Raw genomic sequence first — 23,429 nt, 5'->3', positions numbered from 1 at the left:
TTTAACTTTTACGAATTATTTCAACGTTTTCTTAACTTCCACTTCTTGGAATCCTTCAATAATATCGTATTCTTTGATATCGTTGTAGTTTTTAATCTGGATACCACAATCATATCCTTTCGAAACTTCTTTCACATCGTCTTTAAATCGCTTCAATGCATCAAGAACACCTGTATAAATTACAACGCCTTCACGAATTAAGCGGATTTTAGAATTGCGGTAGATTTTTCCATCGGTAACCATACATCCTGCAATTGTTCCCACTTTTGATATTTTGAATGTTTGACGGATTTCTGCTGTACCGGTAATTTCTTCTTTCAATTCTGGCGACAACATACCTTCCATTGCATCTTTAATATCATCGATGGCATCGTAAATGATCGAGTATGTTTTGATATCGATTTCTTCTTTGTCTGCAATTGTTTTGGCATTACCCATTGGGCGAACGTTGAATCCGATAATAATCGCATCAGAAGCCGAAGCCAACAATACATCCGACTCGGTAATTGCTCCTACGCCTTTGTGAATAATGTTGATTTGAATTTCATCGGTTGATAATTTAGAGAATGAGTCAGACAATGCTTCCACAGATCCATCCACATCTCCTTTTAAGATGATGTTCAACTCTTTAAATTCTCCTAAAGCAATACGGCGACCAATTTCTGCCAATGTAATGTGGCGTTGTGCACGAACTGATTGCTCGCGGATTAATTGGGTACGTTTTGCTGCAATGGCTTTTGCTTCACGCTCATCTTCAAACACACTGAACTTATCACCTGCTGTTGGCGCGCCATCTAATCCTAAAATGGATATTGGACGAGATGGACCTGCCTCTTTTACAGAGTTTCCACGCTCATCGTGCATGGCTTTAATTTTACCGTGGTTTTTACCTGCTAACAAGTAATCGCCAATCTTCAATGTTCCGCTTTGTACCAAAATGGTCGAAACATAACCGCGTCCTTTATCCAAGAATGCTTCTACAACGGTACCAACTGCCATTTTGTTAGGATTTGCTTTTAATTCAAGCATCTCTGCCTCTAACAATACTTTTTCTAACAATTCCGGTACACCTTGTCCAAATTTTGCAGAAATATCTTGTGATTGATAGGTTCCTCCCCATTCTTCAACAAGAAGATTCATTGCTGCTAATTTTTCTTTAATTTTTTCTGGATTTGCTGTTGGTTTATCCACCTTATTAATTGCAAAAATAATAGGAACACCTGCGGCTTGTGCATGCGATATGGCCTCTTTTGTTTGTGGCATGATATCGTCATCGGCAGCTACTACAATAATTGCAATATCGGTAACTTGAGCTCCACGTGCACGCATCGCAGTAAACGCCTCGTGACCTGGTGTATCTAAGAAGGTGATTTTCTGACCACTTTCTAGGGTTACTCCGTATGCACCAATGTGCTGCGTGATACCACCCGACTCACCTGCAATTACGTTTGCTTTACGAATGTAATCTAATAAGGATGTTTTACCGTGATCTACGTGCCCCATCACCGTTACAATTGGTGCGCGTGGTTGTAAATCTTCCGGTGCATCTACTTCTTCCACAATCGATTCTTCAATATCGGCTGTTGTAAATTGCACTTCATATCCAAATTCATCGGCAACAATTGTTAAGGTTTCCGCATCTAAACGTTGGTTCATTGTTACCATGATACCCAACGACATACATGTTCCGATTACTTGGGTAATTGGCACATTCATCATTGTTGCTACCTCGCCAACTGTTACGAATTCGGTAACTTTTAATACTTTTAAATCGTCGTCTGCGCGTGCTTCTTCCTCTTTTTTACGGTGCAATTCACGCTTGTCTTTACGATATTTCGCAGCTTTGGATTTGTTTTGTTTTCCTTGTAAACGCTCTAAGGTTTCTTTGATTTGGTTTTTTACTTCCTCATCTGTAGGCTCTACTTTTGCAACCGGTTGATTTTTGTTGCCAAAGTTTCTGTTTCCACCACCGGAGTTGCGGTTGTTGTTAAATTTAGAATTTCCGCCTTGGCCGCCTCGGTTTCCGCCTTGTCCTTGACGATTCTGTCCGCCTGGTTGCCCTGGTTTGTTTCCACCACCTTGTGCGGAAGCACCAGCAGCTGTTCCTGGTTTTTCGATTCGCTTGCGTTTGTTTTTGCTGGCATTGCTATTTGCACCGCCCGCTTTACCATCTTTCTTCGCGTCTTCTTTTTTCTTTTTAGGCTTATTGAATTGCGATAAATCAATCTTTTGCCCTGTGAAGGTGGTTCCAGAAAGTTTTTGGTATTGTGTTTTAATTACTTCAGACTCTTGTGTTTCATCGGTCGAAGTATTTTCAGCTTTATTGGTAGCAGCCGCTGCTGGTTTTTCTGAAGCTTTTTCAGCAGTTTGTTCTGTTGCTGGTTTTGCTTCTTCGGTTTTTGCTTTTGGCTGTTGCTTTACTGGTTTTTCGCTTGCTTTTGGTTGTTTTTCTTCTTTTTCAGAAGGTTTCACAACGTCTTCAGCTTTTGTTTTTGGTGCACTAACAGGATCTTTCTTGTCTTCAGAAGGTGTTTTTGAATCGGCCGTAGTTGCTTTTTTAGATGTTCCTTCTAAATCAATTTTTCCTACGGTTTTAATAGCAGTTACTTTAGCAGCTTTTGCTTTAATAACTTCTTGTTCGCGTTTTTCTTCTTCTTCTTTTCTACGTTTTTCCTCTTCTTCTTTTTTACGCTTGTCTTCTTCTTCTTTTTTGCGTTTTTCTTCCTGCTCGCGCTCTATACGTAGTTCTTCTTTTTCTTTTTTCTTTTCTTCGCTTACTTCTTTCGAAGCTTCTTTTTTCCCTTTATCGGCCGAGAACTGCTTGTTTAAAGCTTGATATTCGTCATCGGAAATCTTTGCATTTGGAGAGGCTTCAATTTCAAAACCTTTCGTTTTCAAAAACTCCACGGCTCTATCGAGAGAAATATTTAATTCTCTTAAAACTTTGTTTATTCTTATTACTCTTTTTTCAGACATACGATCCTTTTAGTATATTTTTTGTGCGTTGTGTTGTTGTTTGTGTGTTTAGTTAGTCTTCAAATTCAGCGCTTAAGATGTTTAAAACTTCTTCTACGGTTTCTTCTTCTAAATCGGTTCTGCGAACCAATTCTACCACGCTATGTTTTAATACGCTTTTTGCAGTATCTAAACCAATTTTAATGAATTCATCGATAACCCATGCGTCAATTTCATCAGAAAACTCGCGTAATTCCACATCATCTTCTTCTAAAACTTGTGTTCCTTCTCTAATTACATCTATTTCGTAACCTGTTAACAAACTTGCCAATTTTATGTTCTGACCGCCTTTACCAATTGCCTTTGAAACTTCGCTGATATCTAACAATACATTGGCGCGTTTTGTTTGCTCGTTTATTGATATATTGTTTATTCTTGCCGGGCTTAATGCACGTTGAATATACAATTCTGCGTTGTTGGTGTAACTGATTACATCGATATTTTCGTTTCCTAATTCGCGCACAATTCCGTGGATACGTGAACCTTTAACGCCCACACATGCACCCACTGCATCAATGTTTTCATTATAGCTATCAACTGCTACTTTTGCTTTTTCGCCTGGTATGCGCACTACTTTGTGAATGGTGATGATACCGTCTGCAATTTCGGGAATTTCTTGCTCAAATAATTTTTCAAGAAACAATTCCGAAGTTCTGCTCATGATGATTTGCGGCTTGTTGCCTTTCAACTCTACGCTTTCGATGATTCCTTTTACTGTTTCGCCTTTTTTGAAATAATCCGATGGGATTTGCTTCTCTTTTGGCAAAATAATTTCTTTGTTATTTTCATCGATCAATATCACTGCTTTTGGGCGCACATGGCTTACTTCGGCCACATACACTTCGTTCACCATGTCTTTAAATTGCTTGTAAAGGTTGGTGCTGTCGTGTTCTTGAATTTTGGTAATAAGGTTTTGGCGTAATGCTAAAATAGCACGGCGACCCAATTGAAACAATTTTACTTCTTCTGAAACCTCTTCACCCACCTCAAAATCGGGTTCAATTTTCTGTGCTTCTTTTAAAGATATTTCTGAATTTTCGTCTTCAACTTCTCCATCGGCAACAACAATTCGGTTTCTCCAAATCTCCATATCTCCTTTGTCGGGGTTGATGATGATGTCGAAATTATCGTCTGACCCAAATCTTTTTTTCAATGCATTTCTAAAAACATCTTCTAAAATTGCCATAAGGGTAACTCTGTCTATATGTTTAAAATCTTTAAATTCAGAGAACGAATCAATTAATGCAATATTATCCATGAAATTATCTATATTTTTTTAAAATGATATAACTACTACTGCTTTTTTGATGCTAATGTACGGAATTTCAGCGGTTTTAACAACGGTTTCTTTACCCTTACCTATTTTTTTAGGCTCGCGTGCTTTCCACTCTAATTGTACTGCTTCTTCGTTGGCATTCATCAACTTAGCTTCTATTTTTTTGTCGTCATCGGTGGTTATTTCCAATGTTCTTCCGATGTTTTTTTTATACTGGCGTGGAAATTTCAATGGTGCTGTGGCACCTGCCGATGCTACTTCTAACGAAAAATCCTGTTCTTCACGGTCTAAATTATGTTCTATACTGCGGCTTACATCGATACAGTCTTGCAAATTCACACCGTTATCGCCATCAATCACCACCGAAATTTTATAATCTGCCGAAATAGAAAAATCTATTAAAAAAAGCTCTGGATGTGCTGCCAAACCTTGTTCTAATAAATCGTTTACTTTGCTTTTAAAATCCATGTTTTGTATAAAAAGAGGGGACAATTACGTCCCCTCATTATTTAGTTTAACAATAAATAACCTTGCAAATATACAAATTTTATTTAAGTTATTCATTTTTTTCTTATTTATTGATATTTTAAGTATATTTATAAATTGAAGAAAACGATTTATTAACCCTAATAACTTACCAAAATGAAAAAGATTTTAGTTCCCACCGATTTTTCTGAACAAGCGGCTATTGCCTTAAAGGCAGCTGTTGGAATCGCAAGAAAGTCGAACGCTGAAATTATTTTATTACATATCATTGATTTGCCACATGAAACCATGGATATGATTCAGCCTGGCTACGATTTGCCCGAAATTATGTTTTTTAAAGAACATGCCGAAACAAAACTTACGCAAACATCGCTTTCTGAAGAATTAAACGGTTTAAATGTTTCACAAATTTTAAAATTGGGCCGCACTTTTAGTGAAGTCACCGAAGTGGCAAAAGCCAACAATATTGATTTAATTGTGATGGGCTCACACGGTGCAAGTGGTTTTAAAGAATTTTTTATTGGATCGAACACGGAAAAAGTTATTCGTACATCAGATATCCCCGTGTTGGCAATTAAAGGAAATGATACCGAAATTAGTTTCGACAAAGTAATTTTTGCAAACGATTTTACAGAAGAATCTACTGCAGGTTTTCAAAAAATTATTGATTTCTTAAAGTTGAATGGTTCTACTCCGCACTTTTTGATGGTGAATACGCCGAACAATTTTAAACCAACCCATGTGGCCGAAGAAATGGCGCACGACTTTCTAAAACAATTCGATTTAGAGAATTATGAGTTCTCGATTTATAACGATATAGATATCGAAAAAGGAATTTTAAATTTTGCCGAACGTACAAATGCCGACTTAATTGCAATGGGAACCCACGGCAGAAAAGGCTTTGCACGATTATTGAACGGAAGCATCAGCGAAGATTTAATGAACCATTCGCCAAGATCGATCATTACTTTTAAATTGTAATATCACGAAATATAAAAACCAACACAAACTATTAATTATCAATGTGTTAATTCATCACAAATGCAGTATAAACACCTTGAACAACCAAAACAAATGAGTTGCTCTGAATGTTTTTAATCTTTGCCAAAGTTCCAAACTTTGGCAAAGTTGTAGTATTACAGAAAACAAAAAAAGCTAAAAATTCATTTTAGCTTTTTTTGTTCTTGTATAAAATCTTATTTCATTTTCTGCAACCAATTGCGCATAGAAACTTCTTCGTTGATAATGTTTCGCAATTCAGCAATTGCCACACGGTCTTGCTGCATGGTATCGCGGTGGCGAATGGTTACAGTTTTGTCTTCTAATGTTTGGTGGTCAACCGTGATGCAAAACGGCGTTCCCAAGGCATCTTGGCGGCGGTAACGACGACCAACAGCATCTTTTTCATCATAAGCCACATTGAAATCCCACTTTAATTCTTCAATAATTTCGCGGGCAACTTCTGGTAAACCGTCTTTTTTCACTAACGGTAAAACTGCTGCTTTGGTTGGTGCTAAAACACTTGGTAGTTTTAAAACGGTACGCGTGGATCCGTCTTCCAAAGTTTCTTCTTGCAAAGCTTTTGAGAAAACTGCCAAAAACATGCGATCTAGTCCTACCGATGTTTCTACTACATACGGCACATAAGACGAATTGGTTTCATTGTCAAAAAACTGCAACTTTTTGCCCGAATGTTGTTCGTGTGCTTTTAAATCGAAATCGGTACGCGAATGTATTCCTTCTAATTCTTTAAATCCGAATGGAAAATTAAATTCAATATCGGTTGCTGCATTGGCATAATGTGCTAATTTTTCATGGTCGTGAAAACGGTAGTTTTCGTTTCCTAAGCCCAATGACAAATGCCATTTTAAGCGGGTTTCTTTCCAATAGTCATAGTGTTGCATTTCTTCGCCTGGTTTTACGAAAAACTGCATTTCCATTTGTTCAAACTCGCGCATACGGAAAATGAATTGGCGCGCTACAATTTCGTTGCGAAACGCTTTACCGGTTTGTGCAATTCCAAACGGAATTTTCATACGTCCGGTTTTTTGCACGTTCAGAAAGTTCACAAAAATTCCTTGTGCTGTTTCGGGACGCAAATACAAATCCATCGCCGTATCAGCAGAAGCACCTAATTTGGTGCCGAACATTAAATTGAATTGGCGTACATCGGTCCAGTTTTTAGAACCTGTTTCCGGATCGGCAATTCCCAATTCTTCAATCAAGGCTTTTACATCTTCTAAATTACCTGAATCTAATCCAGCTGCCATGCGTTCTAAAATGGTTTTCTTTTTGGAAAGATACTCCACCACACGCGGATTGGTTGTGATGAATTCTTCCTCGTTAAAAGCATCGCCAAAACGCCCTTTTGCTTTTTCGATTTCTTTTTGAGCCTTCTGCCATAATTTCTCGCAATAGTCTTCGATCAACACATCGGCACGGTATCTTTTTTTGGAATCTTTGTTATCAATCAACGGATCGTTAAAGGCATCTACGTGCCCAGAAGCTTTCCATGTGGTGGGATGCATAAAGATCGAGGCATCAATCCCCACAATATTTTCGTGCATTTGTACCATTGATTTCCACCAGTACTCGCGAATATTCTTTTTTAACTCTACTCCGTTTTGTGCATAATCATACACAGCACTTAATCCATCGTAAATTTCGCTCGACGGAAAAATGTATCCGTATTCTTTTGCGTGCGAAATTACATTTTTAAAAATGTCTTCTTGTTTTGCCATAGTGCAAAAATAGTAAAATTGAAGTTTATTAAAAATTTGTGCAACAATTCGTTGAACACAATTGTTTTTTATCGTATTTTAACGCAAAGGTACATAAACTTGTTGGTAATGTGGGCAATTATCGATGTTTTTGGTTTATTTTATCCGCAACTTTGTTATGGTTGTGATGCTGTTTTGCAGAAGCAAACCGATATTTTGTGTCCTTCTTGTTTGTTGCATTTGTCTTTGGTTCCGGCGAGTGTTTCTAGTTCCAACGAAATGAAACGCAGGTTTTATGGCAAACTGTTGGTGGAACATTGCGCGGCGGTTTTATATTTTTCGCAAGAAAGCATTACTCAAAAACTGCTTCACGAATTAAAATACAGAAACAAACAATCCATTGGCTTTTTTATGGCGCAATTGGCTTTAAAACAGCTAAAAAATCAAAGCATTTTTAATGAAGTTCAGGCTATTGTGTGCATTCCTTTGCATAAAACGAAAGAACGCAAACGCGGTTATAATCAATTAACGGTTTTTGGAACCGCATTAAGCAAACAACTAAACATTCCGTTTTACAAAGATTTTTTGATTAAAACCACTAAAAGCAAAACACAAACCAAGAAAAATATTTTTCAGCGCGCTAAAAAGAAAGCCGAATTTAAGGTGAACCCAAAATATCATCGCTTAGAACAGTTGCATCTTTTGTTGGTTGATGATGTAATGACCACCGGAGCAACTTTGCAAAATGCGGGAAAAACCATACTGCAAAATTCCAACCATAAAATAAGCATTCTAACAATGGCATATACACGCTGAAAAAATCAAATAAAAATAGTTACTTTGCAGGGTAAATTTAAGTACATGAAATTGCTACGATATTTTTGTTTTTTTTCGATACTAACATTGGTGCTTTTTACCAATTGCGCAAAACGCGGAACCATTAGCGGCGGTCCGCAAGATTCGTTGCCTCCGGTGATTTTATCCTCTTCGCCCGATAATTTCAGCACGCATTTTAAAGAAAAAATCATTCAAATTAATTTTGACGAATATGTGAAGCTGAACAAAGTAAACCAACAGTTGATTATTTCGCCACCAATGGACACACAGCCCGAAATTACTCCGATGGGCTATCCCAGCAAATTTATTAAAATCAAGATTTTTGATACTTTAAAACCAAACACCACCTATAGTTTTAATTTTGGCGAAAGTATCCAAGACAATAACGAAGGGAATCCGTACACGAATTATAAATATGTTTTTTCTACTGGAGATTATATCGATTCGTTAAAACTTGCTACTACTTTTGAAGATGCTTACAACCGAAAATCAAAAGGTTTGGTGAATGTTCTTCTATACGAAAAAGAAGGATTTACCGATTCTACTATTTATAAAAAGAAACCTTTGTATGTGGCCAATGCAAAAGACAGTGTTTCCCAAGCCGATTTGGAAAACTTGAAAAGTGGCAGTTATTATCTTATTGCTCTGCAAGAAAAAAACAGCAATTATAAGTTCGACCCTAAATCAGATAAAATAGGTTTTTATCCAACGCCCATCACCTTACCAACAGACAGTGTGTATCATTTAAAATTGTTTTCAGAAGTAAAGCAAACCACTGCCTATCGACCGTCGATGGTGAGCCAAAACAAATGGTTGGCGGCTTATGAGGGCGATACAAAAAACTTAGAAGTGGCGGTAAAAGGTAACAACCGCACCATTGCCTCGCGTTTTAACAAAGTGCCCGGAAAAGATTCTCTTTATATTTATACTCCACTAGAAAAATATGACTCGTTGCAGTTTCAATTCAAATCGGGCATTTATGAAAAAACACATACCGTAACGCAGCGAACCGTGAAACCAATTGATACACTTCAGATAAAATTCACTAAAACAGGAACTATTCAATTTAGAGATACGATTTCGTTTACCACCAACACACCTTTTAAAAACATTTCAAAGGATTTAATTCAGGTGATAGGCAAAGATTCGCTTCAGATGCCCTTTTCGATTAAAACCGATAGTTTAAACAATGCCATACAAATTTTGTTTGATAAGGTGGAAGATGAAAAATATACGGTGTTTTTAAAACCAAACAGCGTTACTGATTTCTATGATAATGCTTTAAAAACCGAAATGGCGCAACGTTTTCAAACTGGAAAATTAACCGATTATGGCAATATTGCTTTTACACTTTCGGGAACAGTCAACTATCCTATTATTTTTGAACTGTTAACCAAAGATGAAAAGTTGTACGATTACCTTTATATAACCGAAGAAAGCTCGATTGAATTTCGAGCCATTGAACCCGATAAATATTTTGTGCGAATTATTGAAGATGCCAATGGCAACAAAAAATGGGACACCGGAAACTACCTTGAAAAACGCCAACCCGAAAAGGTTATTAACTTTCAAAAAGAATTTGACATACGAGCCAATTGGGAATTAAACGAGACATTGATTCTTCCATAAAATAAAGCCCCAAATAGTTTTTAACTTTTGGGGCTTTTTGCTTGTTGCACTGCTCTTTTTAAAAATTAATATCTGGTTAAGGCAGCAAAACCATTAAATTCAGTGAGACTTTCTTTGGGAAGAAAAACCACATCTCCTCCAAAACTGCTATTCAAATCAATTAATTCGTCATAAAGATCATCAACTACATTGGTGTTTTCTTGTGTATCGTTTGAAATGTATGTAATTTGATCATCAACAATGAGCGCTGGTTGAAATAAGTTTTTTTCGATGTATAAGGTTTGCACTCGGCCTTCTTTAATGGCACGGTAAATTTCATTTGTATCGCTTATGAAGCGGTTAGATGAAACTGCCTTTTGCAAATCAGCCTTTCGCTTTTCATTTTGCTCGGAAACATATTGCTCCATGAGCTCCCAAGCATCTTCTACAATAGCATGAGCACTTTCAGAAGCTCTGCTTCTAACCAACACTTTTGGAACAATTATTTGCGGTTTATCTGCTATTTTTAAATACTCGTGATAGTTTGGTTCATCGGTTGAAATTAATACCGGCAATGCATTTTCTTTCTGCACATCGTTTACCGCTTTGTCCACCTGGTTAAAAAATTCGGCAATAAGATTATCTATTTTACCAGCATCGGAAGGTTCGGCATTGTTTGATGTTTGCAAAAGCACATTTTCAAACGGGAACGGTGCGTCCCATTCTTTAACAACTTTATCGTTTGATGCTTCTATTAATCGGGCGTCTTCTTTGCTTAACACCAACACATAATAGTTCACTTGGTGGTGTATGTTCCGGATTAAATCGCGCATGGCAAATCGGTTTCCTACCGCTACACGGTCTTCTACATCAATGGGCAACCTTATAAATTCTGCTGTTTGGTGGTTTACAAACAATATCAAACTTTCTAGGTTTTGCCTGTGATCAACACTATTTGCCAAATCATGTATGCGATCGACTAATTCATCCACTTGTTTTTTAGGAGCAATTTCGAGTAATTTGCGTTCCGCTTCTTTGATTAAGTTTTTAAGAACCAACGGATCTTGTTCATTTTCAGGGAATGTTCTGTGGGTGTTTAGAAGAATGGTTACACAATTTTCTGCATGCACATTTCTTAATTGTTTCAATTTCGTTTCCATAGGCTTATAATTTTTCATTTATCCTAAATTTACGAAATTCTTTTTAAGCACACATTATCATTCAATTAAAATATTGAAAATCAAATATATATTTTAAAGCATAATGCTTTATTTCATTTCAAATTTGTCGGCATCATTTAAAAAAGCAAATTTTACTCTCGCTTTTTGCAAAGATTCTTTTTCAAGAATTGCTGTTTTTGTATATTGATCTTCAAATGGCTCTACCACCATATTTCCCATACAATCAATGATTTGTGAATGCCCAGAATAGTACACTCCTTCCGGATCGGTTCCGCAACGGTTTACTGCCACCACATAACTCATGTTTTCAATAGCACGAGCTTTCAGCAAGGCATCCCAAGCATTGATTCTGCGGTCGGGCCATGATGCTACATAAACCAATATATCATAATTTTCACCAACGATTCTCGAAAATATAGGAAAACGCAGGTCATAACAAACCAACAAACAAATGTTCCAACCTTTGTAGGATACAATTAATTTTTCATTTCCTGCCGTGTAAACCTTTTCTTCTCCCGCAAGGGTAAACAAATGGCATTTATTGTAAGTTTTATAAGATCCATCGGGGAAAACAAAAAACAAACGATTGTAGTACTTGTTGTTTTCTTTAATCACCCAACTACCGGTGATGGCAGTTTGCTTGCTCATGGCTAATTTTTGAAGGGTTTGGAATGTGGTTCCTTGCTCCTCTTCGGCCACATGTTCAGGTTTCATGGTAAACCCAGTAGTAAACATTTCAGGGAGTACTATTAAATCAATATCTGTTGGCATACTTAAAATTTCAGTCTGCACAAAGTTTAAATTGGTTTGTTTGTCTTCCCAAATGGTATCAAATTGTAGTACGGCTGTTTTCATACTTAAAGATACAGCTATTTTGTAAGTTAAACAATCGTAAGTGTAAAATAAAAAAATCCGAACTATAAAGTCCGGATTTCGTATTAAAACATTTATTATTTAATTATTTTATAGATGCAGATAAGTATTCACGGTTCATACGTGCAATGTTTTCTAAAGAAATTCCTTTAGGGCATTCTACTTCACAAGCTCCGGTGTTTGTACAGTTACCAAAACCTTCGTTATCCATCGCTTCCACCATGTTTAATACACGTTCTGTTGCTTCAACGCGACCTTGTGGCAGTAAAGCAAACTGCGAAACTTTGGCAGAAACAAACAACATTGCCGATGAGTTTTTACAACTTGCCACACATGCACCACATCCAATACATGTAGCAGCATCGAATGCTTTGTCTGCATTGTCTTTACGAATAGGTAATGCGTTGGCATCTTGCGTGTTTCCTGATGTATTTACAGATACGAAACCACCTGCATGCTGAATACGGTCAAAAGAACCGCGATCAACCACTAAATCCTTAATTACAGGAAATGCTTTAGCACGGAATGGCTCGATATAAATAGTATCGCCATCTTTAAACTTACGCATGTGTAATTGGCATGTTGTTACGCCACGATCGGGACCGTGTGCTTCTCCATTGATAAATAATGAACACATACCGCAAATACCCTCACGACAATCGTGATCAAAAGCTACAGGATCATCTCCTTTTTCAACTAATTCGTTGTTTAAAACGTCTAGCATTTCAAGGAATGACATATCAGGTTCAATACCGCCGATTTTATAATCGACCATTTGACCTTTATCTTTTGCGTTTTTTTGACGCCAAATTTTTAATGTAAGATTCATCTGATTCGAATTTTTACAATAGAGTACGATAAAAGACCTAAATCTTTCATCGTTACTCCAATATTATTTATAACTACGAGTTACCATTTTAATGTTTTCATATACTAAAGGTTCTTTGTGAAGCACTGCTTCGCGCGGATTTCCTTTGTATTCCCAAGCTGCCACATACGAAAAGTTTGCGTCATCGCGTTCTGCTTCTCCTTCTGCAGATTGGTGCTCTTCACGGAAGTGACCTCCACATGATTCTTCGCGGTGTAATGCATCTTTTGCAAATAATTCGCCCAATTCTAAGAAATCGGCAACGCGTAATGCTTTTTCTAATTCTTGGTTGAATGATTCTGCAATACCTGATACCTTCACGTTTTTATAGAAATCTTCACGAAGTGCGGCAATTTCTTCCATTGCTTCGTTTAGTCCTTTTTCATTACGAGCCATACCTACTTTGTTCCACATAATTTTTCCTAATTTTTTGTGGAAGTAGTCAACCGAATGTGTTCCTTTATTGTTCATAAAATGATCAATCATAGCACGTACATTGTTTTCTGCTTCTACGAATTCAGGTAAATCGGTAGAAATTTTTCCTGTACGAATGTCATCTGCTAAATAATCGCCAATGGTGTAAGGCAATACAAAGTATCCGTCTGCCAAACCTTGCATTAAAGCCGAAGCTCCTAAACGGTTGGCACCGTGGTCAGAGAAGTTTGCTTCACCAATACAGTAACATCCTTCTACAGTTGTCATTAAGTTGTAATCAACCCAAACACCGCCCATTGTATAGTGAACTGCTGGATAAATCATCATTGGAGTTTTGTATGGATCTTCATCAACAATCTTGTAGTACATTTGGAATAGGTTTCCGTATTTGTTTTCTACTACTTTTTGTCCTAAATCATACACCAATTTTGCATCGTTTTCGTCTAAATTGTGAATACGTGCTTGTTCTTTTCCGTAACGCTCAATTGCAGCGGCAAAATCTAAATAAACCGCTTCACCAGTAGCATTTACACCAAAACCTGCATCGCAACGTTCTTTAGCCGCACGCGAAGCTACGTCGCGAGGTACTAAGTTTCCGAATGATGGGTAGCGACGCTCTAAGTAATAATCTCTATCTTCTTCAGCAATTTGAGTTGGTTTTAATTTTCCTTCGCGAATTGCTTGTGCATCTTCTAATTTTTTAGGAACCCAGATACGACCGTCGTTACGTAATGATTCAGACATCAACGTTAATTTTGACTGATGATCACCTGTAACCGGGATACATGTTGGGTGAATTTGCGTGTAACAAGGATTTGCAAAGTAAGCTCCACGTTTGTGTGCCTTCCAAGCTGCTGTTACGTTTGATCCCATTGCGTTGGTAGAAAGGTAGAAAACGTTTCCGTAGCCACCTGTTGCAATCACCACTGCGTGTGCAGAATGACGCTCTATTTCGCCAGTAACCAAGTTACGAGCAATGATTCCGCGGGCTTTTCCATTCACGATTACCAAATCAAGCATTTCGTGACGGTTGTACATTTTTATTTTTCCACGGCCAATTTGGCGGTTCATTGCAGAGTAAGCACCTAACAATAATTGCTGCCCAGTTTGTCCTTTAGCGTAGAATGTACGTGAAACTTGTGTTCCACCAAATGAACGATTGTCTAACAAACCACCGTATTCACGAGCCAACGGCACACCTTGCGCCACACATTGATCAATAATGTTTACAGAAACCTCTGCCAAACGATGCACATTTGCTTCGCGCGCACGGTAATCTCCTCCTTTTACGGTATCGTAAAACAAACGGTAAATAGAGTCGCCATCACCTGCATAATTTTTTGCGGCGTTGATACCACCTTGTGCAGCAATAGAGTGTGCACGACGAGGTGAATCTTGGTAGCAAAATGCTTTTACGTTGTAGCCTAATTCGGCTAATGTTGCTGCAGCAGAACCACCTGCTAAACCTGTACCAACGATAATAACGTCAATATTTCTTTTGTTAGCCGGGTTTACTAATTTAATATGATTTTTATAATCAGTCCATTTTGATGAAATAGGACCTTGAGGAATTTTATTATCTAATGCCATAATCAATCTTCTTTATATGATTATTTAATGAAGTGAATGTAAATTGGAATAATTGCAAACAATAAAGGAACAATGATTGCAAAAAATTTACCTAAACCGTTAATTAATCCGTTGTATTTAGGATTGTTCGCTCCTAATGACTGAAATGCACTTGCAAATCCGTGTAATAAGTGAAAGGCCAAAACTGCCATTGAAAACACATAAAACAAGGTAAAGATTAATCCATAAGAAGGATCTTTGAAAAAATCGATGGTGATTTTGTATAAATCTTTGTAACCTTCGGCAAACTTTACATCGGTATCTTTAATGTAGAATTCTTTGTTGTTTCTAACTTCAAATTCACCGCCTTCTACTTGCTGTTGTGCAACAAATCCACCGTTTGTAGTATTGTAAACCACCACTTCCATTTTTTGACCGGTCATTGGCACGGTTTGCGAAACGGTTTGTTGTTGTAAAGGCATTTCAGAAAAATGCATTTTTGCCCAGAAATTTACCATGTGCGTGGCAATAAAAACAAGTAATAATGTTCCTAAAACCGCCATGTTTCTAGATTGCCATGTACTATTTGCTGCTGCATTGTTTTTTACATATCCAATTGGACGAGCCTTTTTGTTTTGGATGGTTAGCATGATACCATCAATCGCGTGGAATAAAATTGAAAAATACGTTACGTAAGATAAAATTTTTACCGCCGGATTTGTAGTCATAAAGTATGCATATTGATTGAACTGTAAATCGGTTCCAAAAATCAATTGCAAGTTACCTGCTAAGTGACCCACCAAAAACAAGCATAAAAATAACCCTGTAAGAGCCATCCAGTATTTTTTACCGATAGACGACTTTAATAGTGCAGATTTTGCCATAATGTAATGTTACTAGTTGTTTTCTTCTTAAAAAATCACACAAAAATACAGCTATTTATAAAAACAAAAAACATGTTAATTGTTTAATTTTACTATTTATAATCAATTTAAACAATTTTGACGTTTGTGTGAAAAGGTTGCTATTCGTAGGTTTTGGGCATATCAGCATCTACCACAACAATAAAATCTGCTTTTTTGAGATGCTCTTTATCTACCTTTTCTATATTTTCTTGTTCTACTACGCTAATTGTTAGTACTTTTTTGTTGGGATTGTATTGATTGATATACCATCCAATTCCTTCAAAATAATCGCTGTGATATGATCCGTTTAAATGCAAAAAAACAGTGTTTGCTTTACTTTCTTGCAATAAGAAATGAGCCATTGTTGCATCTTTTATGGCTTGTGATTTTGGGAAATTTTCGTTTGCATGCATGCTGTCATCAAACATTTTTAGCATTTTAACGTAGCCAGGCAGATTTTTATCATACGGAAAAGGCAAAGGCGCTATCCACGATTTTTCTTCTGCTGACAACGTATCCAAAGCTTCTGCTCCTTTTTTGAAAACCATGCTGGCATAGCGGCGCGGAATATTTGTTGCGATGTACTTAATTTTATTTTCTTTAGCGAAATTCAACAGCGGTTTGTAATCGGTTTTATAATTATTCCACAAACGCATTTGTTTTTCAAACGCTTCTTCATCAAGCTTTCCTTCTACATAATTTTTAAGAATTTCTGCCTGATCGCGTTCAAACATTTCAGCGCCAATGATTAATTTTTTAGATTTATCGGCATGTAAACTTTTTGCCACTTTTACTTGCAAATAATGCGCAATGGTATTGTTGTGCAATTCGCCAAACAAAACCACATCTGCTTTTTGAAGTTTTTTACTCATTTTTTTGAAAGATACTTCTTTTCCTTCTGAAGAGAATATCTTGTAAGGTTGCACTTGGGCGTTTATGGTTGCAACAAATAAAATTGCAGCGATGGAAAGAATTTTTTTAATATACATAATTTACAAATGATTTTTTACAAAAGTAATCATATTAAAACCTTAATCAATTTGTTTGCAGATAAACCTTACTTTTTCTGTACCACAAAATAATCGTTTAAACTGTAACAAGAAGACAAATCGTTATAATATTCCGGAAATTCTTTTTTTAATTTTTGGAATTTAGATGGATACCCATCAAAAGCAAGCTCTTCCATTCTTAAACACAATGCTTTAAACTTATCGTTTCGGGCATTTTGATATGCCTTTTTATAATATTTTTGTGCCAGCAGTCTGTTGCGGTATTCCACCTCATCTATGTAAGATTCTTTTTCATAGTCTTCGCCCCAACCAAAAGAGCGCGTAGAAGAAAAACGTCGCATCATCCAAGAATTCCCCTCATCTGCCATATTGTAATAGCAAGTGGCAATTATAAAATAATAATAATCGCGATCGGGATTTTGATTATCATTTGCCAATTTTTCAAATTTTATTAAATGATCTACAACCGATAATTTAGAAACAATGAATTTTTCTTTATGTAGGATAAAATTTGGGGTATATTTAAAATCATAAAACGGATTTTGATCAAACATATAATATCCTTCATCAAAGCTGCTACGTTCCCAAGCGTTGTAATTTTCTTCCCAATATGTATCGCCCATGCCTTTAAAAATATTGTAAGCTTGCTGTAAATTATTTTCGCGCAGAAATTTTGTTCCCAGCAAGTCATTTAACTTCATATAATCGGTTTTTAGAACGCTGTATATTTTATCATTGTACGGTGTAGTGGGTTTGGTATTAACGTTGTTAAGAACTTGTTGCATTTGGTTGGTATCAAAAACAAAGTCTAAATAATCAAAGTAGCTGTAAAAATAATCTAAATTCCCGGATGTTTTTAAGCGGTTTCCACGCCAAAAAGGTTTATCATAATACATATTGTTTTCATCTGCAATTTTATCGGCATATGAAATCAAAGCTAAACCGTCGGTAAAATTATCTTTATATTCTAATTCTCTTCCCAAAGCAAAAAGAAATTTTACGTTAAAAAGCTGATTTAAAACAATGTTTTCTATTTCTTTTGTAACAACTGCTTTTCCTTTTTTTTGAGCAGCAATCAAACAAAGTGCTTTAATTTGCATTAATTCTTCAACAACTTTTTCGTTAGGGTGCTTTTTTTGAAAAACAGCTATTTTATTTAAACATTCATTGTAAGCTTTTGTCATAAAAAGTAGCTGAATTTCGGCAGCTTTCCAAAGCAATGGATCGTGTACTTTGTTGGCATTTGCGTTTTTAACAAAACTTAAAACTTCTTTTGCGTACAATCTATCTTTTTCAGACCTTGCAAGCAATGTGTTCATAGTTTCTTTTTGTACATTCTCTCCCCAAAGATTATATTGTGTTGATGGCAAATAATTGGTGTAATAAGGCGTATAGATCCAATCTTCCAGCTTGTTTATTTCTCTTAATAATAAGGCTTCTAAAGATTTAGATGTAGGGTTTAGTTTGTAAACAGCTTTTAAATTTTCTAGATTTCTATCCACCTTTTGAATGGATGCATACGCGTAAATAGCTGCTTTCTCTGTATTGCTTTTTGCTTGATTTAAAGCTTCGTTAAAATTAAACTGCTCTTTAAAATAATAATATGAAGCATATCTTTTCCCTGCAGAATTTTCGAAAACATTTGCTATATCTACAAAAGTACATTTGCTTGTAAAACAGTAGAAATACAAACTCCAATAATACAAATAGTCTTTTTTTGCGGTTTTAAAATAGGTATCAAAAAGGTTTTCAATTTTGTGCAAATCACCATCGTAATACGCCAATCTAACTATCAAAAAAGCATATTTTTTCTGCAAAGCAGCGTCTTTCTCTTTTTGTAATTCTTTTTCAAGTTTATTTATAAGTAAACTTCGTTTTGATTTTATTTCTTGATGTTGCAATTCCCAAGGATCACTATCGAACAAAACACTATTAAACGGCTCTGCCATTTTTGCGTTTCTTAAATAGTTTAAAACATTGAACTGCTTATTCTTGTATAAAAATTGAATAAACTGGTTGGTTGATTTTTCGTTTATATCATGATAATCACTTTCTTGTAAAAAAGATGCTATATGTGGAATAGCTACTTTTTCACCTGTAAAACCATACCAATCTAGTACATTTTCAGTATAAACATTCTTTGAATCTTCAAATGATGTTAAATTAGAATGATAGCAGAACGATTCGTAACCCGGAACATTGACGTAAGTTGGCAAGAAAAGAGAAAAACGAATATCCTCGCCGTAAGGAGAAAATCCACAAGCCCACGTTTTTAAAACGCAACTAAAGAAAACGATTGTAAAGAGCTTCCAATTCTTCATCTTTTCTGTTTATAAAAGTTTCGCCATTCAAATCGAACAACGTAATGGTGGTATTATTTTTTATCTTCAAATACTTTTTTAATAAATCTGCTGCTTTGTTTAACTGTTCCAAGGTAACGGTTTCACACTTCACCTGATCACCTTTTCTAAAATAAGTATCATAATTTACAACAGTGTCTTTAGTAATTTCATACCACATTGGTTCGGTTTTCTTTGCGAATTTGGCAACGGTTTCTTCGTTTATATCAATTAAACCTGCAAACCTATTGTTTTTATAAAGTTGTGTCCATCCAAAAATAGGCAAAGCAATATCGGTATGTAAAGGATATTCTTTTTTGTTCTTTAAATACTTTTCTAGTTCATTGGTATCTAAAATAGCGTTTTTACTTTTCTCTTCTAGTGGTTTTATAAGGTTATAACACATCAAAGTTACTTTATCTACTGGTGGCACGCCCATAATATCGGGATAAGCATAAGGATACAACCTTAAAGTACAACTTACTGTTTTTTTAGATTTGGTTTTGATTTGTTTTAGCAGATAAAAATATTTGTCTTTGGTAGATTTTGTCCAATCACAATCGATTTGAATTTCATTAAAAGTAATATCAGGCTTTTCGTTGAACGATTCTTTTAAATATTTATCTACCAGAAAAACAATATTATCTGCCAATTTATCTAAATCTTTTTCGGTATTGTACTGATAAATTTCATTTTTTATAAAAATAGTAGGTACAACGGTTAAAGAATCTTCAGTAACTCTACTACCTAAACTTGGGCGGTTCTTGCTATATGGGAAGTTACCCACGGTTTCACTATAATCAACCTCAAAAAACTTAAAGTAGATTTTTTTAGCGTCTAGTTTTTTTACTTTTTCAAAATCAATGTCGTAACCTGCATCATTTCTCCAATAATAAAAAGCTCGTTCCATTTGTCGTTTCTCATTGCACGATATAAATAAAACCAAAACCCAAAAAAATATAATTTTTTTCATAAAGACGCCTCGTTGTATCATTCAAAAATAATAAAATTTGTCAAGCGATTTTAAGTTGCTCGTAAAACTTTGTATCTTTGAGATACAATTATTTAAAAAAATCAATCATAATGAAATATCATCAAATAGACCGCAACCTTTTTATAAAAAACCGTAAAAAGTTTGTGGCTCAAATGGCTCCTCAAAGCATTGCCGTATTTAATTCGAACGACATTTATCCGGTTTCTGCCGATTCTACTTTACCTTTTGCACAACATCGCGATATTTTTTATTTATCGGGCGTAGATCAAGAAGAATCTATATTGGTGCTTTTTCCTGATGCATTTGAAGAAAAACACCGCGAAGTGTTGTTTTTGCGTGAAACCAATGAACATATCGCTATTTGGGAAGGTGAAAAACTAACTAAAGAGCGTGCTTTTGAAGTGTCGGGCATCAAAACGGTTTATTGGTTGTCTGATTTCCCTACTATTTTTAGAAAAATGATGGTGGAAGCCGAAAATGTGTACATTAACAACAATGAACATTACCGTGCATCGGTTGAAACGGAAACGCGCGAGGATCGATTCATAAAGAAATTAAAAAACGATTATCCAGCACACCAATATATGCGAGCGAACCCTATTTTACAGCGTTTGCGTTCGGTTAAAGAGCCACAAGAAATTGCCTTGATTCAGCAAGCTTGCGATATTACCGAGAAAGGTTTTCGCAGAATTTTAGGTTTTGTAAAACCTGGCGTTTGGGAATACGAGATTGAAGCTGAATTGGCACACGAATTTTTACGTAATCGCTCTAAAGGATTTGCTTACACGCCTATTATTGCATCAGGCAACAACGCCAATGTATTGCACTATATCGAAAACAACCAACAATGCAAAGACGGCGATTTAATTTTGTTTGATACCGCAGCTGAGTATGCGAATTATTCTTCAGACTTGTCTAGAACTATTCCTGTAAATGGTAGATACACACCTCGTCAACGCGAAGTCTATGATGCGGTTTTGCGTTGTAAAAAAGCGGCTGAAAATTTATTAGTTGCTGGAAACAATTGGTACGATTACCACAAAGAAATGGGCAAGATTTATACCTCAGAATTATTAGGTTTAGGCTTGTTGGACAAAGCCGATGTGCAAAACGAAAACCCAGACTGGCCGGCTTATAAAAAGTATATGATGCATGGAACGTCTCACCACATGGGACTTGACACGCACGATTACGGTATTTTGACTGATAAATTTGTGGAAGGTATGGTGTTTACAAACGAACCTGGTTTTTACATTCCTGCGGAAGGTTTTGGCATTCGTTTAGAAGATGATTATGTGATTCAGAACCAAGGATTACCATTGAATTTAATGAAAAATATTCCGTTGGAAGCTGCCGAAATTGAAGATTTAATGAATAGATAGTTTTTAAACTGCAATTTATAAACCAAACTCCGACAGAGTTCAGAACTCTGTCGGAGTTTTTTATTTTCAACATATCAAAACAAAAAAATCCCGATGACTTAGTAACCAGCATCGGGATTTCAACTTAAAAAATAAATAGTTATGTTATGACCAGCGTTTGTTTCCATAAGCTTCGTATTGGTATGCATAAATTCTACTCCATTTATCGTACTGAGATCTGCTTAACAGATTTTGAATTTTACGATCGTATTCGCGGTCTAGCATACGCAATTTTTGCTGTGGATTTCTATATTTTCTGATAATGTATCGTTCTTCGTTTTGTTTGTCTTTTAATAAATCTACCAACATGCGTTCTTGGCGATTTGATAAATCTAAACGAGAAAAACTATAGTTTCCGTATCTGTTGTTATATTGTTGGCTGTAACGGTTTTCTTGATATCTGTGATCATCGGTTCGTTCCATTTGGCGTTGCTGTGCAAAAGTGCTTAAACTTAGTGTTGCCAATGCTATTGTAAATATTGCTTTCATGATTTCTATTTTTTTATGATTAAACTTGTTGTTTGCCTTGCATATCCCAATTGCTGTGCCAAAGTTTAAATTTATTGGTAAATATTTTTTAATTTATTGGTAAACAGTGTTTTATAAACCAAAAAAGCATCAGAAATCTGATGCTTTTAATGTATTTACGTTTTATAATCTTAATACGCTCTGGCGTCGTTACCTTCTACAAAGTTAACTTTACCAATTATTTTTTAATTGATATTTATTATCATCATAAAACTCTAAAACCTTTGTTTCTGCATTATAATGAAAATCATTTTCAGCAAATTTTCTATTTACCTTTTCATAAGACACCCAAAATGAAGCATTTGTTTGTCTACGAACTTTAACGTTTCTGATTACATAATCTCGTTCATAAAAATTGTAATAATCATTAACAGTATTTATAGCTTCTTGTTCAGAAAATGTTTTACTAGATAATGTTTTTCCTTTAGGTTTGTATTTAATTAACTCTTTTTCAATTTCCGATTTTTGCTCCTCTAAACGTTCTATTTGTTTTTTATAATTTTCAATATCTTGACTTTGTACTGCCAGGGTCATATTTTGATTATCTATTTCAAATTGAAGAGAATTATTTTCTTCTTCTAACTGTTTATATTTATCTTTTGGAACACAGCTAATTAGTAGAAAAACAAAAGGAATTAAATAAATTTTAGTATTCATTAATATTATTATTTTTTAAATTTACTTTCAATTATCTGAAACACTTCTTCCCAATCAATCCTATTTTCAGGAACTTCTTTTTGGACAATCTTTACAAATTCATACAATGTTTCTTTATCCGCCCAATTTTTTGATAAAAGTTGGTTTATCCATAAAGAAAAAACACCGTCATTTAATGTTGTGCCTAAATCATTTTTAGGAATTTGATAAATTGGAGTACTTCTTCCGTCTTTAAGAAAATCAACAGAATCATCATTAACTTCAATTGTTATCATACTTACCTTAACTTTTAGTAATTATACTTTTTTCTTTCGTTATAAATGCGAATATCTTCATTGTATTTGTTAATGGTTTCGTCAATATAAGCTGATGTTTGTCTTATTATTGTGTTAATTTCTGGATCTGCTAAATCATAATCTTCTGTAATTAACTTATATAATATATCGTTTATACCATTAATAGAAGGGTGGTATTTTTCCTGATTAATTTTAATACCTTCTTTTATTCGGTATAATTCTTTTCTTAAAGTTCGTATTTTTTCATAGTTTTCTTCAGCAATTTTCATTTTCATCAATGGTAATCTACTCATTTCATCTAATGAAGTAGCTTTAAAACCTGTATTTACAAAAGGTTGATTATTTATAAATCTTTGAGAATAAGTATAGTTTATGCTCAATACGGCAAAAATGATTAGGAAGTGTTTCATA

At 35.3% G+C, this 23,429-nt stretch carries 20 protein-coding genes; 4 read left to right on the top strand and 16 right to left on the bottom strand.

What is annotated here, in order from left to right; translation table 11 throughout:
- Positions 1 to 15: 15 nt before the first annotated feature.
- The 3 genes from infB to rimP are packed head-to-tail and all read right to left on the bottom strand — an operon-like array spanning position 16 to position 4,759.
- Complete coding sequence (gene infB, locus NPX36_RS06225) at positions 16 to 2,976, bottom strand: translation initiation factor IF-2 (RefSeq protein WP_257500552.1); 2,961 nt, start codon at positions 2,974 to 2,976, stop codon at positions 16 to 18.
- 52 nt (positions 2,977 to 3,028) lie between these two features.
- The gene (nusA, locus tag NPX36_RS06220) at positions 3,029 to 4,273 is read right to left on the bottom strand and encodes a transcription termination factor NusA (RefSeq protein WP_257500551.1); all 1,245 of its coding nucleotides are present in this window, start codon (positions 4,271 to 4,273) and stop codon (positions 3,029 to 3,031) included.
- An 18-nt stretch (positions 4,274 to 4,291) separates the two neighbouring features.
- Entirely contained in the window at positions 4,292 to 4,759 is a 468-nt protein-coding gene (gene rimP, locus NPX36_RS06215) for a ribosome assembly cofactor RimP (RefSeq protein WP_257500550.1), read from the bottom strand.
- 174 nt (positions 4,760 to 4,933) lie between these two features.
- Between rimP and NPX36_RS06210 the strand changes: the two genes are divergently transcribed.
- Positions 4,934 to 5,758 (top strand): universal stress protein, encoded by an 825-nt coding sequence (locus tag NPX36_RS06210; protein ID WP_257500549.1) that lies wholly within the window; start codon positions 4,934 to 4,936, stop codon positions 5,756 to 5,758.
- A 215-nt stretch (positions 5,759 to 5,973) separates the two neighbouring features.
- Here NPX36_RS06210 and NPX36_RS06205 read toward each other — a convergent pair whose 3' ends face one another.
- On the bottom strand, positions 5,974 to 7,518 hold the full coding sequence (locus NPX36_RS06205; protein ID WP_257500548.1) for a glycine--tRNA ligase: 1,545 nt from the start codon (positions 7,516 to 7,518) through the stop codon (positions 5,974 to 5,976).
- Between the two features lie 108 nt (positions 7,519 to 7,626).
- Here NPX36_RS06205 and NPX36_RS06200 point away from each other — a divergent pair, with 108 nt between their 5' ends.
- Positions 7,627 to 8,313, top strand: coding sequence for a ComF family protein (locus NPX36_RS06200; RefSeq protein ID WP_257500547.1), 687 nt, complete (start codon positions 7,627 to 7,629; stop codon positions 8,311 to 8,313).
- A 45-nt stretch (positions 8,314 to 8,358) separates the two neighbouring features.
- Entirely contained in the window at positions 8,359 to 9,963 is a 1,605-nt protein-coding gene (locus tag NPX36_RS06195) for an Ig-like domain-containing protein (protein ID WP_257500546.1), read from the top strand.
- Positions 9,964 to 10,028: 65 nt separating this feature from the next.
- Here the strand turns inward: NPX36_RS06195 and NPX36_RS06190 are convergent, their stop codons facing one another.
- From NPX36_RS06190 to NPX36_RS06155, 8 genes are all read right to left on the bottom strand, one after another.
- Positions 10,029 to 11,120 carry an AOC03_06830 family ribosome hibernation factor gene (locus NPX36_RS06190; protein WP_257500545.1) on the bottom strand — a complete coding sequence of 364 codons (1,092 nt, stop codon included), beginning with the start codon at positions 11,118 to 11,120 and terminating at the stop codon, positions 10,029 to 10,031.
- Between the two features lie 90 nt (positions 11,121 to 11,210).
- Positions 11,211 to 11,978 (bottom strand): nitrilase family protein, encoded by a 768-nt coding sequence (locus NPX36_RS06185; RefSeq protein ID WP_257500544.1) that lies wholly within the window; start codon positions 11,976 to 11,978, stop codon positions 11,211 to 11,213.
- A 103-nt stretch (positions 11,979 to 12,081) separates the two neighbouring features.
- Positions 12,082 to 12,825, bottom strand: coding sequence for a succinate dehydrogenase/fumarate reductase iron-sulfur subunit (locus NPX36_RS06180; RefSeq protein ID WP_257500543.1), 744 nt, complete (start codon positions 12,823 to 12,825; stop codon positions 12,082 to 12,084).
- Positions 12,826 to 12,888: 63 nt separating this feature from the next.
- A complete protein-coding gene (locus NPX36_RS06175) occupies positions 12,889 to 14,889 on the bottom strand; it encodes a fumarate reductase/succinate dehydrogenase flavoprotein subunit (protein ID WP_257500542.1) in 2,001 nt (666 codons plus the stop codon).
- 20 nt (positions 14,890 to 14,909) lie between these two features.
- On the bottom strand, positions 14,910 to 15,752 hold the full coding sequence (locus NPX36_RS06170) for a succinate dehydrogenase cytochrome b subunit (protein WP_257500541.1): 843 nt from the start codon (positions 15,750 to 15,752) through the stop codon (positions 14,910 to 14,912).
- Positions 15,753 to 15,892: 140 nt separating this feature from the next.
- A complete protein-coding gene (locus NPX36_RS06165; RefSeq protein ID WP_397376466.1) occupies positions 15,893 to 16,756 on the bottom strand; it encodes a ChaN family lipoprotein in 864 nt (287 codons plus the stop codon).
- 74 nt (positions 16,757 to 16,830) lie between these two features.
- Entirely contained in the window at positions 16,831 to 19,104 is a 2,274-nt protein-coding gene (locus NPX36_RS06160) for a hypothetical protein (protein WP_257500539.1), read from the bottom strand.
- A complete protein-coding gene (locus NPX36_RS06155) occupies positions 19,067 to 20,095 on the bottom strand; it encodes a hypothetical protein (protein WP_257500538.1) in 1,029 nt (342 codons plus the stop codon). The genes NPX36_RS06160 and NPX36_RS06155 overlap by 38 nt, the downstream gene beginning before the upstream one ends.
- A 110-nt stretch (positions 20,096 to 20,205) precedes the next feature.
- Between NPX36_RS06155 and NPX36_RS06150 the strand changes: the two genes are divergently transcribed.
- The gene (locus NPX36_RS06150; RefSeq protein ID WP_257500537.1) at positions 20,206 to 21,498 is read left to right on the top strand and encodes an aminopeptidase P family protein; all 1,293 of its coding nucleotides are present in this window, start codon (positions 20,206 to 20,208) and stop codon (positions 21,496 to 21,498) included.
- A 144-nt stretch (positions 21,499 to 21,642) separates the two neighbouring features.
- On the opposite strand, the gene NPX36_RS06145 is transcribed toward NPX36_RS06150, so the two are convergent.
- The 4 genes from NPX36_RS06145 to NPX36_RS06130 form a co-directional block, all read right to left on the bottom strand.
- A complete protein-coding gene (locus NPX36_RS06145) occupies positions 21,643 to 22,026 on the bottom strand; it encodes a hypothetical protein (RefSeq protein WP_257500536.1) in 384 nt (127 codons plus the stop codon).
- Between the two features lie 210 nt (positions 22,027 to 22,236).
- The gene (locus tag NPX36_RS06140; protein WP_257500535.1) at positions 22,237 to 22,722 is read right to left on the bottom strand and encodes a DUF3450 domain-containing protein; all 486 of its coding nucleotides are present in this window, start codon (positions 22,720 to 22,722) and stop codon (positions 22,237 to 22,239) included.
- Positions 22,723 to 22,730: 8 nt separating this feature from the next.
- Entirely contained in the window at positions 22,731 to 22,997 is a 267-nt protein-coding gene (locus NPX36_RS06135; RefSeq protein WP_257500534.1) for a hypothetical protein, read from the bottom strand.
- Between the two features lie 14 nt (positions 22,998 to 23,011).
- The gene (locus NPX36_RS06130) at positions 23,012 to 23,428 is read right to left on the bottom strand and encodes a hypothetical protein (RefSeq protein ID WP_257500533.1); all 417 of its coding nucleotides are present in this window, start codon (positions 23,426 to 23,428) and stop codon (positions 23,012 to 23,014) included.
- Between the last annotated feature and the right edge of the window lies 1 nt (position 23,429).

Source organism: Paenimyroides aestuarii (assembly GCF_024628805.1).
GTDB lineage: Bacteria > Bacteroidota > Bacteroidia > Flavobacteriales > Flavobacteriaceae > Flavobacterium > Flavobacterium aestuarii_A.
The sequence above is the reverse complement of the archived record's forward strand: the minus strand, read 5'-3'. Positions and strand labels throughout refer to the sequence as shown.